Annotated in this window: 18 protein-coding genes; 17 read left to right on the forward strand and 1 reads right to left on the reverse strand. The window is 71.1% G+C overall.

The genetic code is table 11. From position 1 onward, the window contains the following. Positions 1-15: 15 nt before the first annotated feature. The 11 genes from ACYVKA_RS10555 to ACYVKA_RS10605 all read left to right on the forward strand — a co-directional run bounded on the left by ACYVKA_RS10555 (position 16) and on the right by ACYVKA_RS10605 (position 9,578). A complete protein-coding gene (locus tag ACYVKA_RS10555) occupies positions 16-690 on the forward strand; it encodes an NUDIX domain-containing protein (RefSeq protein WP_394277462.1) in 675 nt (224 codons plus the stop codon). After that, on the forward strand, positions 683-1,663 hold the full coding sequence (locus tag ACYVKA_RS10560; RefSeq protein WP_394277463.1) for a site-specific tyrosine recombinase XerD: 981 nt from the start codon (positions 683-685) through the stop codon (positions 1,661-1,663). The genes ACYVKA_RS10555 and ACYVKA_RS10560 overlap by 8 nt, the downstream gene beginning before the upstream one ends. 335 nt (positions 1,664-1,998) lie before the next feature. Then, positions 1,999-2,388: a hypothetical protein gene (locus tag ACYVKA_RS10565; RefSeq protein WP_460705262.1), complete on the forward strand. Its 390-nt coding sequence runs from the start codon at positions 1,999-2,001 to the stop codon at positions 2,386-2,388. Positions 2,389-2,433: 45 nt separating this feature from the next. Beyond that, positions 2,434-3,114, forward strand: a complete 681-nt coding sequence (locus ACYVKA_RS10570) for a hypothetical protein (RefSeq protein ID WP_460705263.1) — start codon at positions 2,434-2,436, stop codon at positions 3,112-3,114. A gap of 147 nt (positions 3,115-3,261) precedes the next feature. Further along, complete coding sequence (locus ACYVKA_RS10575) at positions 3,262-4,152, forward strand: ParA family protein (protein ID WP_394277493.1); 891 nt, start codon at positions 3,262-3,264, stop codon at positions 4,150-4,152. After that, positions 4,137-4,643, forward strand: coding sequence for a hypothetical protein (locus ACYVKA_RS10580; RefSeq protein WP_460705265.1), 507 nt, complete (start codon positions 4,137-4,139; stop codon positions 4,641-4,643). Before ACYVKA_RS10575 ends, ACYVKA_RS10580 begins: the two co-directional genes overlap by 16 nt. Before the next feature lie 13 nt (positions 4,644-4,656). Then, a complete protein-coding gene (locus tag ACYVKA_RS10585) occupies positions 4,657-5,502 on the forward strand; it encodes a segregation and condensation protein A (RefSeq protein ID WP_460705268.1) in 846 nt (281 codons plus the stop codon). Then, complete coding sequence (scpB, locus tag ACYVKA_RS10590; RefSeq protein ID WP_460705270.1) at positions 5,495-6,205, forward strand: SMC-Scp complex subunit ScpB; 711 nt, start codon at positions 5,495-5,497, stop codon at positions 6,203-6,205. Before ACYVKA_RS10585 ends, scpB begins: the two co-directional genes overlap by 8 nt. Further along, positions 6,183-7,025 (forward strand): pseudouridine synthase, encoded by an 843-nt coding sequence (locus tag ACYVKA_RS10595; protein ID WP_460705272.1) that lies wholly within the window; start codon positions 6,183-6,185, stop codon positions 7,023-7,025. Before scpB ends, ACYVKA_RS10595 begins: the two co-directional genes overlap by 23 nt. Continuing rightward, on the forward strand, positions 7,025-8,473 hold the full coding sequence (locus ACYVKA_RS10600) for a proteasome accessory factor PafA2 family protein (RefSeq protein ID WP_460705274.1): 1,449 nt from the start codon (positions 7,025-7,027) through the stop codon (positions 8,471-8,473). The genes ACYVKA_RS10595 and ACYVKA_RS10600 overlap by 1 nt, the downstream gene beginning before the upstream one ends. Before the next feature lie 10 nt (positions 8,474-8,483). Beyond that, entirely contained in the window at positions 8,484-9,578 is a 1,095-nt protein-coding gene (locus tag ACYVKA_RS10605) for an FKBP-type peptidyl-prolyl cis-trans isomerase (protein WP_460705277.1), read from the forward strand. A gap of 86 nt (positions 9,579-9,664) precedes the next feature. Here the strand turns inward: ACYVKA_RS10605 and gluQRS are convergent, their stop codons facing one another. Continuing rightward, positions 9,665-10,609, reverse strand: coding sequence for a tRNA glutamyl-Q(34) synthetase GluQRS (gene gluQRS / locus ACYVKA_RS10610; protein ID WP_460705279.1), 945 nt, complete (start codon positions 10,607-10,609; stop codon positions 9,665-9,667). A gap of 127 nt (positions 10,610-10,736) precedes the next feature. Between gluQRS and ACYVKA_RS10615 the strand changes: the two genes are divergently transcribed. From ACYVKA_RS10615 to ACYVKA_RS10640, 6 genes are read left to right on the forward strand one after another with little or no spacing between them, the layout of a single operon-like run. Next, the gene (locus ACYVKA_RS10615) at positions 10,737-11,741 is read left to right on the forward strand and encodes a helix-turn-helix transcriptional regulator (protein WP_460705281.1); all 1,005 of its coding nucleotides are present in this window, start codon (positions 10,737-10,739) and stop codon (positions 11,739-11,741) included. Then, a complete protein-coding gene (locus tag ACYVKA_RS10620; protein ID WP_460705283.1) occupies positions 11,738-12,775 on the forward strand; it encodes a helix-turn-helix transcriptional regulator in 1,038 nt (345 codons plus the stop codon). Before ACYVKA_RS10615 ends, ACYVKA_RS10620 begins: the two co-directional genes overlap by 4 nt. Further along, entirely contained in the window at positions 12,772-12,981 is a 210-nt protein-coding gene (locus tag ACYVKA_RS10625) for a hypothetical protein (RefSeq protein WP_460705285.1), read from the forward strand. Before ACYVKA_RS10620 ends, ACYVKA_RS10625 begins: the two co-directional genes overlap by 4 nt. A 45-nt stretch (positions 12,982-13,026) precedes the next feature. Further along, positions 13,027-13,254 (forward strand): twin-arginine translocase TatA/TatE family subunit, encoded by a 228-nt coding sequence (gene tatA, locus ACYVKA_RS10630; protein ID WP_394277476.1) that lies wholly within the window; start codon positions 13,027-13,029, stop codon positions 13,252-13,254. Positions 13,255-13,256: 2 nt separating this feature from the next. Next, entirely contained in the window at positions 13,257-14,105 is an 849-nt protein-coding gene (tatC, locus tag ACYVKA_RS10635) for a twin-arginine translocase subunit TatC (RefSeq protein WP_460705287.1), read from the forward strand. A gap of 1 nt (position 14,106) precedes the next feature. Beyond that, positions 14,107-15,150: a diacylglycerol/lipid kinase family protein gene (locus ACYVKA_RS10640; RefSeq protein WP_460705289.1), complete on the forward strand. Its 1,044-nt coding sequence runs from the start codon at positions 14,107-14,109 to the stop codon at positions 15,148-15,150. Positions 15,151-15,157 lie beyond the last annotated feature (7 nt).

Below are 15,157 nucleotides of genomic sequence, written 5' to 3' on the forward strand. Positions count from 1 at the left end.
CAATAGGTTGGAACCATGAGCGACATGCCGCTGGACCGTGCCGAAGCCTGGACCATCGACGAGCACCGCGTGCTCGGCACCGGCCGGGTGTGCAGTTTCGTCGAGGACGACATCAGGCCGCCCTCGGGAGAGGTCTTCACCCGCCAGTACCTCACCCACCCCGGTGCGGTCGCCGTGATCGCCCTCGACGAGCAGGACCGCGTTGCCGTCGTCCACCAGTACCGGCACCCGGTGGCGATGAAGCTCGTCGAGCCGCCGGCCGGACTGCTGGACGCCGAGGGGGAGTCCTTCCTGGCGGCGGCACAGCGCGAACTGGCCGAGGAGGCGCTGCTGAAGGCCGAGGACTGGCGGGTGCTGGTCGACATCTTCACCACTCCCGGCGGCTGCGAGGAGTCCATCCGGATCTATCTCGCCCGTGGACTGTCCGCGACTGCGCGCCCCGAGGGCTTCGTGGTCGAGGACGAGGAGGCCCACATGGACATCAGCTGGGTGCCCCTCGACGAGCTGGCCACGCAGATCCTGGCCGGCACCATCCAGTCCCCGTCCATGGTGAGCGGGACCATGGCCCTGCAGGCTGCGCGACTGGCCGGACGCCTCGACGAACTGCGACCGGCCGACGCCCCCTGGCCCGCCCGGGACCTGTGGGCCGCCCGCGTGGCCGAACGACGGGCGATGGAGTCGGATGACTGAGCCCAGCGCCAGCTGGGGGACGCTGTCGGGGGTGGCAACCGCATGGCTGGACCATCTGGCGGTCGAGCGGGGACTGTCAGCCAACACACTGTCCGCCTACCGCAGGGACCTGACGCGTTATGCCGGCTACCTGCGGCTGCGCGGCATCGAGGCCTTCGACGAGATCGCCACCAGTGACCTCGCCGCTTTCCAGCGCTGGTTGACGACCGGCGACGCCGATCACCCCGCCCTGTCCCCGGCCAGCGTCGCCCGCACCGTGGTCGCCGTGCGCAACCTGCACCGCTTCGCCCTGGCCGACGGCCTGACCGGCAATGACCCCGCCGCCGACCTGGAGGTGCCCAAGCTCGGCACACGCCTGCCCAAGGCCCTGTCGATCGACCAGGTGCAGGCGCTGCTGGAGACGCCCGATGTCGAGAGCGTCGAGGGCTTGCGGGACCGGGCCCTGCTGGAACTGCTCTACGGCACCGGCGCACGCATCAGCGAGCTGTGCGACCTGGACGTCGACGACCTGGCCCGCGTGCTGGAGGACCCCGGAGCTGGCCTGCGCCTGACCGGCAAGGGGGACAAGCAGCGCGTCGTGCCGCTGGGCAGCTATGCCCGGGAGGCTGTCGAGGCCTGGCTGGTGCGCGGCCGGCCGCAGTGGCAGCAGAAGGCCAGGGCTCCCGGCCCGGCGCTGCTGTTGAACTCGCTGGGACGCCGGTTGAGCCGGCAGAGCGCGCACGCAATCTTGCAGAAGGCGGCCCGCGCGGCCGGCATCTCGGCCAGCGTGAGCCCGCACAGCCTGCGACACTCCTTCGCCACGCACCTGCTCGACGGCGGCGCCGACGTGCGGGTGGTGCAGGAGCTGCTGGGTCACTCCTCGGTGACCACAACCCAGATCTACACGATGGTCAGCGTGGAGCACCTGCGCGAGGTCTACCTGGGCGCGCACCCCCGGGCCCGCCACCGGGCGACACAGCCGCCGCACAGCTGAGAGCGTCCCACCAGGTGGAAACGCCAAGTGGCCCCAGAGCCGCCAGAATTCGTGACGCCATCGAGTTGACAATCGAGCGGCGGACTCCGCGAGGGTGCTGCCTCCGTCCGCGCGGCATCCACTGGCGGAACAGGAAAGCCTTGCCAGGAAGGGTCGGTTCGTGCTGGACCGCGCGGCGGGAGCGAGGTGGGCCGTGGGCGGGCGGCTGCCTCGGTCCGGTTCGGCCGGAAGCTGCAGATGGGGCGATTGCCTGAGAAAGGGCTCAACTTCTGGGTGGTGTGCGGCGTGCCTGGCGCAGACGACCCACCCCCACTGCAAGAACCCCAGGAGAAGACGTGATGCGAGGACTCGGGGGCAGCCTGCTGGCTGCTTCGCTCACCCTCATGGTCCTGCCCGCGATGCCGGCCGCTGCCGCACCGCTGCCGCAGGACACCACCACGACCGCCGACCACGGTCTGGGCCTGGACACCAGCGCCATCCCGGCGGCCGCGACCGAACCGCAGCGTCACGGCACGATGGGCGGCGCCGCCATCCAGGCGGCCCCCGCCCCGACTGCCGCCCCGACCAAGAGCCCGACCGCGACGCCCACGGCCGAGCCCACTTCCACGCCGGCGGTGCAGCCCACCGCCGAGCCGACCACCACGCCCACCGACGAGCCCACCTGGGAGCCGGCTCCCACCCCCAACCCCGAGGATGGCTCGTGGGACTGGTTCACCTGGTGGTGACCCCTCGGTCCGGCAGGACCTGGGCCTGAGCACCGGGTGGGTCCCATGGCCCCACCCGGTGCTTGCCCGCACACACGCATCCATTCGACCTCTGGAGAAGCCCCCATTCAGCGCAGCACCGCACCCCGTCGGGCCCTGGCCCCGCTCGCCCTGGCGACGCTCATTGCTCTGGCTGGGTGCTCGGGTTCCCAGCAGGCAGGCCCCACCCCGGCCTCGCCGGCCACCGGGCAGGTCTCGACCCCCACGGGGCAGGGCTCTGGACCGGCCGACCACCCGTCGGTCCAGGTCACCGCCGACACCTCCGTCCCGAGCAAGGCCCCGCCCGTCGGAGACGACGTTGCCTGCTCCAACCGGATGCGCTGCTACCTCAAGAACCCCAAGAAGCTCAGCGACGAGCAGTGGCGCACCCAGGTGCTGCCTGCCGTGCCCGGGGCCGACAAGGCGCCGAGCGCCCCGATGCGACCGTGGGCCTATGGCGTCTTCGGGCTGGGGGAGGGTCGCACCGAGGCCCGGGACCAGCCCTCGCGCGAGGGGGCCGTGGTCGACGACGGCTACGGGATCCTCAACCACCGCGTGGTCTTCGCCTTCTGCCGCACCGCTGGCAGCGACCCCAGGCAGTCCTGGTACCTGGTGGAGCCGATGACCCCCGATGCCCCGCCCCAGGTGTGGGTCGAGGGAACACACCTGGAGCCCTACGGCCACAACGGGGCGATTCCGACCTGCTGAGCGCGCGCGGGGAGCCCGCACGTCGTATGGGTACTAGGCTGGTCATTCGACGCATCCGGGCGCAGCAGGACGCGTCCACCTGATCACCAGAAGGAAAGGCACATCGTGGAGCCCACCGAGAATCCTGACGACCAGAACCAGTCCACGGTGAGCGTCGATCGCAGCCGACGCAATGACGTGCAGACCGAGGCCGGTGCGGAGGATCCCACGGGCCGCACCTTCCCGCACCTGCCCGAGCCCACGCCGCCGGGCGAGGGCCCCAAGCGCGCCACCATCATCAGCATGTGCAACCAGAAGGGTGGCGTGGGCAAGACCACCACCACCATCAACCTGGGCGCGGCACTGGTGGAGACCGGCCGTCGCGTGCTGCTGGTGGACTTCGACCCGCAAGGCTCGCTCTCGGTCGGCCTGGGCGTCAACCCGCACTCCATCGAGGTGAGCATCTACAACCTGCTGCTCAGCCGCGAGTACGAGGTGGAGGAGGTCATCGAGCCCACCTCCACCGAGGGCCTCGACATGATCCCCTCCAACATCGACCTGTCCGGCGCCGAGGTGCAGCTGGTCAACGAGGTGGCCCGCGAGCAGACCCTGCTGCGGGTGCTGGAGAAGGTCCGTGACCGGTACGACGTCATCCTGATCGACTGCGCGCCCTCGCTCGGCCTGCTGACGATCAATGCCCTGACCGCCTCCGACTACGTGATCATGCCGCTGGAGTGCGAGTTCTTCGCGCTGCGTGGCATCGCGCTGCTCACCGACACCATCGGCAAGGTGCAGGACCGTATCAACCCGAGCCTGCAGGTGATGGGCATCCTGGGCACCATGTACGACGGACGCACCCTGCACAGTCGCGAGGTGCTGGAGCGCGTGGTCGACGCCTTCGGCGAGCAGGTCTTCCACACCGTCATCAAGCGCACCATCAAGTTCCCCGAGACGACCGTCGCCGGTGAGCCCATCACGAGCTACGCCAGCTCCTCGCCCGGTGCCGCCGCCTACCGCCAGCTCGCCAAGGAGGTGCTGGCCAGGTGTCACGCCGAGTGAGCCTGCCGGGCGCCTCGGAGCTCTTCCGACCGACCAGCTCGACGGCGGGGGAAGCCGAGCCGCAGCCCGACCTGGTCGAACAGGCGGCCCAGGCCAGCCCCGAGCCGCAGCCTGCTCCCGAGCGCAGCACGGCCCGCAAGAGCGCGCCCCGCAAGACCACGGCGCGCCGTACCGAGCCGGCGCAGCAGGCCCCCGCCCCGGCGAAGAAGGCCCCGGCACCGCGCAGCGCGGCGAAGTCCGCTGCCGCCACCGATGCCGCCGACCGGCGCCGCGGTGCGAGCGGCCGGGTCCGCCACGACGAGAAGATCACCGTCTACGTCAGCAGCGAAGAACTGCTCGCGCTGGAGCAGGCCCGGCTGACGCTGCGTGCCGAGCACGGGCTGGCGGTCGACCGGGGACGGATCGTGCGGGAGTCGGTGGCGCTGGTGATGGCCGACCTGGCCGCGCGCGGCGCCGACTCCGACCTGGTGCGTCGCCTCGAGACCGAGTGAGCCCGGAGGGCCAGTGAGCGCGGACACCGCCCAGGTGACGGCCCCCGGCCAGGCCAGCGGGGGCTTCACCGTCGTCCTGGACAACTTCGAGGGACCCTTCGACCTGCTCCTGCAGCTGATCGGCCGCCACAAGCTGGACGTCACCGAGGTGGCCCTGTCCCGAGTGACCGACGAGTTCATCGCCCACGTCAAGGCTGGAGGCGAGGTCTGGGACTTGGAACAGACCAGCTCCTTCCTGCTGGTGGCCGCCACCCTGTTGGACCTCAAGGCCGCCCGGCTGCTGCCCCAGGGGGAGGTGGCCGACGAGGAGGACCTGGCGCTGCTCGAGGCCCGCGACCTGCTCTTCGCCCGCCTGCTGCAGTACCGCGCCTTCAAGCTGGTCAGCGCCTCCTTCGCCGAACGGATGGCCGACCAGGCCCGTCGCTTCGCGCGCCCGGGCGGGCTGGAGCCGCGCTTCGCCGGCCTGCTGCCCGAGGTGCACATCGTCGCCGATCCCGAGCAGCTGGCCAGGATCGCCGCCCGGGCCCTGACGCCCGAGCGGCCGCCGGAGGTGAGCCTGGAGCACCTGCACGGCTCCACCGTGAGCGTGCGCGAGCAGGCCCAGCTGGTGGCCGACCGGCTGCGTCGTCAGGGCACCCTCACCTTCCGGGCCCTGACCGGGGACGCCGACCGGATCACCACGGTGGCGCGCTTCCTGGCGCTGCTGGAGCTCTACCGCAACCGGGCCATCGCCTTCGAACAGCTGACGCCGCTGGGGGAGCTCACGATCCGCTGGACCGGCGAGGCCGAGGGGGACGTGCAGGTCAGCGAGGAGTTCGACGGCCGCCCGGCGGGCAGCCAGGAGGAGGACGATGACTGAGCACCACACTGGCCAGCAGGCCCAGCCGGACGAGCAGGTCGAAGGAGCCCTGGAGGCCCTGCTGCTGATGGCCGAGGAGGCGATGAGCAGCCAGGCACTGGCCGAGGCGGTCCAGCAACCGGTCGAGGTGGTGGAGCGGGCCCTGGCCAGCCTGGTGGACTTCTACGACCGCACCGGGCGCGGCTTCGAGCTGCGACGCATCGGCGGCGGCTGGCGCTACTGGACGCGCGCCGAGCACGCCGAGCTGATCAGCGCCTGGGTCGTCTCGGGCCAGCAGAACAAGCTCTCCCAGGCCGCCCTGGAGACCCTGAGCGTGGTCGCCTACCTGCAGCCCATCAGCCGGGCAAGGATCTCCGCGGTGCGCGGCGTGAACGTCGACGGCGTGGTGCGCACCCTGCTCAACCGGGGATTGCTGGCCGAGAACCCGCCCACCGAGGGCGGGGGTGCGATCACCTTCACCACCACCGAGTACTTCCTGGAGAGGATGGGCCTGGCGGGGCTCGGCGAGCTGCCCCCGCTGGCTCCCCACCTGCCCGATGCGTCCGCCCTGGAGGCGGAGCTGTCACAATTGGCACAGACGGCCGAGCAGGAGGGCCCCGGGCAGGACGCCCAGGGCAGCACCGGCGGGCCGCAACAGCGCGGCGAGCCCGTCGCGGAACCAACGATGGATGAAGAGAGCCATGACCCAGAACGACGACCGTGAGGTCGACGAAATCCTGACCGACTCGACCCCCGAGCCCAGCCCGGCCCCGCAGTCCGAGGCCAGCACGGACGAGCCCGAGGCCAGCGAGCCGATCCGACTGCAGAAGGTGCTGGCCCAGGCCGGCGTCGCCTCGCGCCGTGCCGCCGAGGAGATGATCGACCGCGGACGCGTCGAGGTCAACGGCGAGATCGTGCGCGAGCAGGGCATGCGCGTCGACCCGCACACCGACACCATCCGCGTCGACGGCGCCCGCATCCCACCGCCGCGACGACACGTCTACCTGGTGCTCAACAAGCCGCGCGGCGTGGTCTCCACCATGGAGGACCCGGAGGGCCGTCCCACCTTGGGCGACATCCAGTTCGACAAGAAGAGCTGGCAGCAGCTGAGGCTCTTCCACGTCGGCCGCCTCGACACCGACACCGAGGGCCTGATCTTCCTCACCAATGACGGCGACTTCGCCCACCGCCTGGCCCACCCGAAGTACGCGGTCCCGAAGACCTACCTCGCCGAGGTGGAGGGCTTCATGGACAACAAGACGATCCGTCGCCTGGAGAAGGGCCTGCGCCTGGATGACGGCCCGGTGCGCCCCGACAGGGTCAAGCTCGTGATGCGCTCGGAGACCAAGAGCCTGGTGGAGGTGAGCCTGCACGAGGGACGCAACCGCATCGTGCGACGGATGATGGACACCATCGCCCACCCCGTGCGCAAGCTCAGCCGTACCGCCATCGGGCCGGTGCGCCTGGGGCAGCTCGGCATCGGCGAGGCCCGCGAACTGACCCGCGAGGAACTGGGCGCCCTGTTCGATCTGGTCAAGATGTGATGCGGCGCGTACGCGGTCTGGAGACCGAGTACGGGCTCCAGGTGCGCGTGCGCCCGCTGGAGGCCGCCAGTCCCCGGGACCCGTCCCCGGCGGGCTGGCGGCGGCTTTCTGCCGAGGAGGGCGCCCAGGCCCTCTTCGAGCCGGTGGTGGGCAGCAATGCCTCCACCAATGTCTTCCTGCGCAATGGCGGGCGGCTCTATCTCGACGTCGGCGCCCACCCCGAGTATGCGACGGCCGAGTGCTCCACCCTGGCCGAGCTGCTGGCCCAGGACCGCGCCGGCGACCTTGTGCTCGACCGCTTGGCCGCCCGCTGCCGGGAGCGCTTCGCCGAGAAGGGCTTCGAGGCCCGGACCAGCCTGTTCAAGAACAATGTGGACTCCCATGGCAACTCCTACGGCAGCCACGAGAACTTCCAGGTGGCCCGCACCGGAGAGCTCGCCGCCCTGGTGGAGGCACTGACCCCCTTCCTGGTCACCCGGCAGCTGCTGTGCGGCGCCGGCCACTGGCAGCGTGACCGGCAGGGCAAGGCCCGCTTCCTGCTCTCCCAGCGCGCCGAGCACATGTGGGACCCGTTGGGATCTGCCACGACCCGATCGCGGCCCATGGTCAACACCCGCGACGAACCACACGCCGATGCCGAGCGTTTTCGTCGCCTGCACGTGATCGTCGGAGATTCGACGATGCTGGAGACCACCACCCTGCTGCGCCTGGGATCGACCGAACTGGTGCTGCGCGCCGTGGAGCAGGGGGAGCGTTTCGAGTCGCTGGCGGTGGACGAGGCGGGTCGTCGCATCCGGGAGGTCGCCGCGGACCCGCGCGGTCGCGCCGTGGTGACCCCTACCGGCATGGTGGCCCTGGACGTGCAGCGCGCCTGCTGGGAGCGCACCGCCGACCTGGCCGACGACGACGAGCTGGGCGCCGCCCACCGGCTGTGGGGGCGAGTGCTGGATGCCATCGCCGATGACGCCCTGCACCGGGTGGAGGCGGAGGTGGACTGGGTGGCCAAGTGGCGGCTGCTGACGGCCCAGGCACGTCGTCACCGGATGGCCGAGGACGACCCCCGGTTGGCACAACTGGACCTGGCCTGGCATGACATCGTGGCGGGCCAGGGCCTGGCGCGGCTGGCGGAACAGCGCGGCCAGCTGGCGCGGTGGGACGGCAGCGATGACGCACTGGCCGCCGTCGACAGCCCGCCGCAGAGCACCCGCGCCCGGCTGCGCGGCGCCTTCGTCACCGCCGCCCAGCAGCATCGGCGGGAGTATTCCGTCGACTGGGTGCGGCTGGACTGCCACGACCTGGCCGACGGGCGCGTCGACCTGGACGATCCGCTGTGCAGCCAGGACTCCAGGGTCGACGAGCTGGTGCGCCGGATGGCCAGCGAGCCGCGCCGCAAGGAGTCGGGTGGCTTCGCGTCGCGCCGCGCCTGGACGCCCAGCAGCCTCGGGTAGTCTCGAATCCGTGCGTGACTCCAACCAGACCCCTTCCCTGCCCGCTCTCGGCACCCGAGCCCTGCGCCGTGCCGGCACCACCGTCCTGGCCCTGGGCCTGAGCGCCACGCTGGCCGCCTGCGGTGGCAGCGACGAGGCGGCGAAGAGCCCGACCCCCGCCGCCTCCGGGACACCCGCCGCCAACGCGACTCCCGCGGCGAGCGCCACCCCGGCATCGAGCGCCCCGGCCACCCCGAAGGTGAAGCCGACCGTCATCAAGGACCTCTCGGCGCTGACCGTGACCCCGACCGAGCCCGGCAAGGCGCCCTCGGTCAAGGCGAAGTGGCCGCTGGCCGTCGAGAAGACCCAGGTGAAGGTGCTCAGCCAGGGCGACGGACCCACCGTCGCCAAGGGCGGCCAGGTGGAGGTGCACTACCAGGGTGTCAATGCCCGCACCGGCAAGGTCTTCGACGAGTCCTTCAGCCGCGGCCAGACCGCCACCTTCTCCACCGCGCAGGTGGTCACCGGCTTCAAGAAGGCCCTGGAGGGCCAGAAGGTCGGCAGCAGGGTCCTGGTGATGATGACCGGCGCCGACGGCTACGACTCGACCGGCGGCAACCCGCAGGCCGGTATCGAGAAGGGCGACAACCTGGTCTTCGTGATCGACGTCGTCTCCACCCCCTTCACCAAGGCCACCGGCACCGCCGTCGAGGCCAAGGCGGGCCTGCCGACGGTCAAGGAGGATGCGAAGGGCGTCCCCAGCGTCACCGTGCCCAAGACCGCGGCACCGGCCAAGCTCGAGGTGCAGCCGCTCATCAAGGGCCCCGGCGCCCAGGTGAAGGCCAACGATGCGGTCATGGTGACCTACCGCGCCTACCTGTGGGACGGCGGCACGCTGGTGGCCGACGGCTACAAGGAGGGTCCGCAGACCGGCAAGCTCACCGACCTGATCCCGGCCTGGAAGAAGGGCCTGGTGAACCAGACCGTCGGCAGCCGAGTGCTGATCGTCTCCCCTCCGGCCGACGCCTACGGCAACCAGAAGGTGGAGAACATCCCGGCGAAGTCGACGATGGTCTACGTCATCGACATCCTGCACGCGATGGATGCCTCGCAGGCCGTCCAGTGATCCTCGCCTGAGGTTCCCGACCGAAGGCACGAGCGCGGGCCGCAACCCCAGTGGGGTTGCGGCCCGTCGCGTCCTTCGGGGGCGCTTCAGCCGACCATCCAGGGCTGCCAGACCAGGGGATTGTCCAGCTGGCCCGGTTCGAGGGCGGCCAGCACTCCCGGTGCGTCGTCGGCCTCGGGCAGGCCCGCGGAACGGCACAGTCGTCGTACCACCTCGGTGGGTCCGATGCCCTGGGCCTGCAGGTCTGACAGGCAGACGGCCCCGTCGCGCTTGGCCAGGCGCTGGCCGTCGGCATTGAGCGCGAGCGAGACGTGCACGTAGTGCGGCACGGGCAAGCCGAGCTGCTGGGCCAGCCAGGCCTGGCGGGGAGCGGAGTCGAGCAGGTCGTCGCCACGGGTCACCTGGGTGATTCCCTGCAGTCCGTCGTCGACCACCACGGCCAGGTTGTAGGCGGGGGTGCCGTCGGCGCGAAAGAGCACGAAGTCGTCCACCGGGCCGGTGTGGCGCCCGGCATGGACGTCGTCGACGGTGAAGGCGTCCACGCCGCTGCGGACCCTGATGGCCGGCGCGCGGGTCAGTCGCCGCTCGGCACGCTCGGCGCTGGACAGCTGGGCGCAGGTGCCGGGGTAGGGGCGCCAGCTCGCCGCGCCCGGCCCGCCATTGGGTGCCTGGGAGGCCTCGGCGATCTCGCGGCGCGTGCAGAAGCACTCATAGGTCTCCAGCAGCTCGGCGTGCTCGCGGTAGATCTCCAGCCGCTCGGACTGGCGCAGCACCGGACCGTCGTGGTCGATGCCTATCCGGGCGAGGTCGTCGAGCTGCTCCCGGGCCACCTGGGGTGCGGCGGCGACCCGTTGCTGGTCCAGGTCCTCGATGCGCAGCAGGAAATTGCGTTCCTCCGAGCGTGCCCACAGCCAGGCCAGCAGGGCGGTGCGCAGGTTGCCCAGGTGCAGGGAGCTCGTGGGCGAGGGGGCGAAGCGGCCGGCGCCACGGTCGCGCGACGGCATGGGGCCGGGAGTACCTGCGGAGATCATGCATTCATCCTGCCCCGTGGCGGGCGATGGCATCATCCATCAGCCCCTTTCCCCACCGGGGCCCGGGGTCGCTGGTAGCCTCGACCCTGCCCCCCGGCGTCCCCAGCACCCCCGGCAGAAGGTCACCATGGCACCCCGCAAGAGCGAACGGATCGTCAACCTGACGATCTGTCTGCTGTCCGCCCGGCGCTTCCTGCCGAAGAGCCAGATCCGCGAGATCGTCGAGGGCTATGCAGGCCTCTCCGACGCCGCCTTCGAGCGCACCTTCGAACGGGACAAGGACGAACTGCGCGCCCTGGGCGTCCCGGTGGAGACCGGCCACAACGAACTGCTCTTCGACGACGAGGCCGGCTACCGGATCCGTCGTGACGACTTCGAGTTCCCGCCGGTCGACTTCACCCCCGACGAGGCCACCGCCCTGGGAGCGGCCGCCCGCGTCTGGCAGCAGGCGAGCGTGGCCGAGCAGACCGTCAGCGCCCTGGCCAAGCTGCGCGCCGCCGGCGTGGAGCCCGACACCCACCGGCTGGCCGCCCTGGCGCCGGCCGTCACCGCCGACGAGCCCGCCTTCGAGGCGATCTGGCGGGCGACCCTGCAGCGCCGGAGGGTCAGTTTCCGCTACCGCGGCGGCGACCAGGACCGCGTCATCGAGCCGTGGAGCGTCACCTGGCGAAAGGGGCGCTGGTATGTGCTGGGGCGTGACCTGGGCCGGGGCGAACCGCGGATGTTCAAGATGAGCCGCATCACCAGCGAGGCCGTGCTGGGCAACCAGGCCGGCGCCTATCAGGTGCCCGAGGTGGACCTGGCCGAGCTGGCCCGTCGCCTGGAACCGGCCGGACCCGGACGCGCCGCCCTGGTGGCCGTGCGAGACGGCCACGCCCCGCTGCTGACGCGTCGTTCCCAGCCCGCCTCCACCTCGCTGGCCCTGCCGCAGGGCTTCAGTGCCTGGCGGGTGCCCTATGCCACCGGACCGGAGCTGGTCGCCGAGGTCTGCGCCGCCGGGACCCACGCGCTGGTGCTGGAACCCATTGCCTTGCGCGCCCAGGTGGTCGAGCAGCTGCAGGCCGTCGTCGACGCCAACCAGCCCCTGGCCGGCCACGACTATTCAGTCGAGCACCCGGAGGTGGGGCAATGAGCACCTCGGCAGACCAGGTGGCCCGCCTGCTGGCGATGGTTCCCTACCTCCAGGCCCACCCCGGAATTCCCGTGGCCAACGTCGCGCAGGCCTTCGAGGTGAGCCCGGCCCAGGTGATGAAGGACCTCAAGGTCCTGTGGATGTGCGGGCTGCCCGGCGGCCTGCCCGGCGACCTGATCGAGATCGACATGGATGCCGCCGCAGAGCAGGGCACCATCCACCTGACCAATGCCGACTACCTGAGCCGGCCGCTGCGCTTCACCCTCGACGAGGCGATGAGCCTGGTGGTGGCGCTGCGTGCCGTCGCCGAGGTGGCCAGCGGCAGCACCGCCGCGGCCGTCACCAGCGCCCTGGCGAAGCTTGAGGCCCTCGTGGCTGGCGATGCCGCCGACCGGGTCGCCATTCGCGTGGCCAGCGGCGACGAGCAGGTGCGCGGGAGCCTGGCCCGCGCCATCGAGGACGGCCGCCGGGTGCGGCTGGTCTACGACGGGCTGGCGCGCGGACTCACCTCCACCCCCGAGGTGGACCCGGTGCGCATCGACCTGCGCGACGGGGCGGCCTACCTGCAGGCCTGGAGCCTGGAACGTGAGGCCTGGCGCACCTACAAGCTGGACCGGATCGTGCGCGTGGAGGAGCTTGGGCAGCAGGCCGCCGACCACGGCGCGGCACCGGAGCCCACCCAGGGCTGGTTCGACCCGGGCCAGCCCGAGGTCACCCTGGAGCTGGCCCCTGCCGCGCAGTGGATCGTGGAGTACCACCCGACCAGCCAGGTGCACCCCAGCGGAAATCACGGTGAACAGCTGGTGGCCACACTGCCCGTCTCGGACCCCGCCTGGCTGCGTGGCCTGCTGCTGCGCCTGGGGGGCGACGCCCGGGTGCTGGAGCCCGCCGGCGCCGGCCAGGACGCGGCCCGCGAGGCGCGCGAGGCGCTGGCCCTCAACGAGCAGATCTTCGGCGCCTCCGTGCACGCCTGGGAACACCGGCAGCACACGACGGGGGTCGGCCAGGACGCGGGATCGGGGCCCGCGCTGTGAAGTGGCTGCTGTTGTGGACCGCGATCGGCCTGCTCCAGGTGGCGGTGCTGGTCGGGTGTGGCTGGGTGCTGTGGCGCAAGGGCCGCGCCCTGTACGACGAGCTGCGTACCCAGGGGCGCACGCTCGGTGAGATGACCACGCTGTTGGGGGAGCTAGAGTTGCCCGCGGAACGTGCCGCCGCATCGCAGCGGTCCGATCGCACCTGATGTGGACGCGGACCTCCCGCGTCCGAACCCGAGGAGAACGAGACCATGCCTAATCTGGGCCCCACCGAGCTGCTGATCATCCTCGCCATCGCCATCCTGCTCTTCGGCGGCACCCGCCTGGCCGGCGTCGGCAAGGCGTCCGGACGCGCGATCCGCGAGTTCAAGGAGGAGACCTCCACGCTCAAGAAGGAGCAGCCCAAGCAGGTCGAGACCACGCGCGTCGAGTCGGCCGATGGCCGCGTCGTCGAGACCGAGAAGAAGTTCGAAGCCTGATCGTGGCGAAGTCCAGTGGCGCCACCGTCCGGCGGCGACGACGCGTGGACCTGTCCTGGATGAAGGCACCCCGGCCTGACGAGGACGGGTCGATGGCCTTGGTGGACCACCTCAAGGAGCTGCGCTACCGGGTGATCCTGTCGGCCATCGCCGTGGTCCTCGCGACGGCGGTCTGCCTGATCTGGAGCGACCTGCTGTACCGACTGGTCTTTCGTCCCTACCGCTTGTCCATCGTCATGTACGAGGCGGCCCATCCGGGAGCCGACGTGAACCTGGTGGCCAGCGGGGTGTCGACGCCCTTCATGTTCACGCTGAAGACCGCCTTGTACGCAGGCCTGGTGGTGAGTTGCCCCGTGTGGCTCTACCAGCTGTGGGCCTTCATCGCGCCCGGACTGCTGGCCAAGGAGAAGAAGTACACCCTGGGCTTCCTGGCAACGGGAATCCCGCTCTTCCTCTCCGGTATTGCGCTGGGCTACTGGATCAGCCCCAAGGGCTTCGCGATGCTGCTGGGTTTCACGCCCGAAGGCGTGGTGAACCTGCAGGACATCAGCGACTTCCTGCACTTCCTGTCGGTGATGCTGCTGGTCTTCGGCGGTGCCTTCCTGCTGCCCGTGATCCTCGTGGCCCTCAACCTGGTGGGCGTGCTGAGGGCACGCACCCTCAGCAAGTACCGCGCGGTCGGCATCTTCCTGTGCTTCATCTTCGGCGCCGTCGCCACGCCCTCGCAGGACCCCTTCAGCATGTGCGCGCTGGCCGTCCCGATGGCCGTCATGTACATCATCAGCGAGGTCATCTGCCACGCCAATGACAAGCGCCGGGGCGTCAGCGACGAGCTCGTGCTCGCAGACTGAGGTGGGCACCGACGGTCCCACCTTCCACCTGGTGGTCAATCCGAGCGCGGGCCACGGCAGGGCCGCGAAGCTGCTGCCGCGCGCCCGGGAGCGGCTCGAGGCCGTACCCGGCGCCGAGGTGGTGGTGCACAGCTCCACCAGCTATGCCCACGCCGAGGAGCTCTGCCGCACCAGTGCCGCCCGGGCACGGCGCGGTCGCGAGGGACGTGGGCGTGATGCGCTGGTGGTGATGGGTGGCGACGGGATGGCCCACCTGGGGCTCAATGCCTGTGCCGATGCCCGCGCCGAGGGCCTCGACGTGCCACTCGGGGTGGTGCCCGCCGGCACCGGCAATGACTTCTGCCGTGGCGTGGGACTGGCCAGCGAGAGCTTCTCGGCGGTGGAGGCGATCGTCGCCGGCCACACCCGCCGCATCGACCTGTCCGAGGTGACCGGCCAGCTGCGCCACGGCGCGGAGCACCGCTTCGTCGGCTCGGTGGTCTCCACCGGCTACGACGCGCGGGTGAACCTGGCCACCAACACCTTCCCGCACCCGATCGGACCGCTGGGCCCGCTGGCCTATGGCGCGATCGCGCTGGCGGAACTGGCACGCTTCGCCCCGTTGGACTACCGGCTGTGGATCGACGGCCAGACCCGCGAGATCAGCTCGGTGCTGGTGGCGGTGGCCAATGCCGGGCACTTCGGGGGCGGCATGAAGGTCCTGCCCGACGCGCGGGTGGACGACGGCCTGCTCGACGTGGTGCTGGTGGGAAGCCTCACGCGGCGCGACGTGCTGCGACTCCTGCCGAAGCTCTACCGGGGAAGCCACGTGCACGAGGACGTGGTGGAGGTCATCCGCGCCCGCGAGGTGCGCATCGACGGTGCCACCGTGGCGCGCGACGGCAGCCGCGGCACCATGTTCGCGATGGCCGACGGCGAGCTGCTGGGCGACGTGCCCATCACCATCACCTGCCGTCCCGGACTGCTGGACGTCTTCGCATCCGGTCGGTTCCGTGCCTTCGCGGTGAATCCGGCGCTGCCGGATTCTGTCGGAGGCACCGGCTAGCCTCGAA

It is taken from the genome of Luteococcus sediminum, assembly GCF_054783495.1.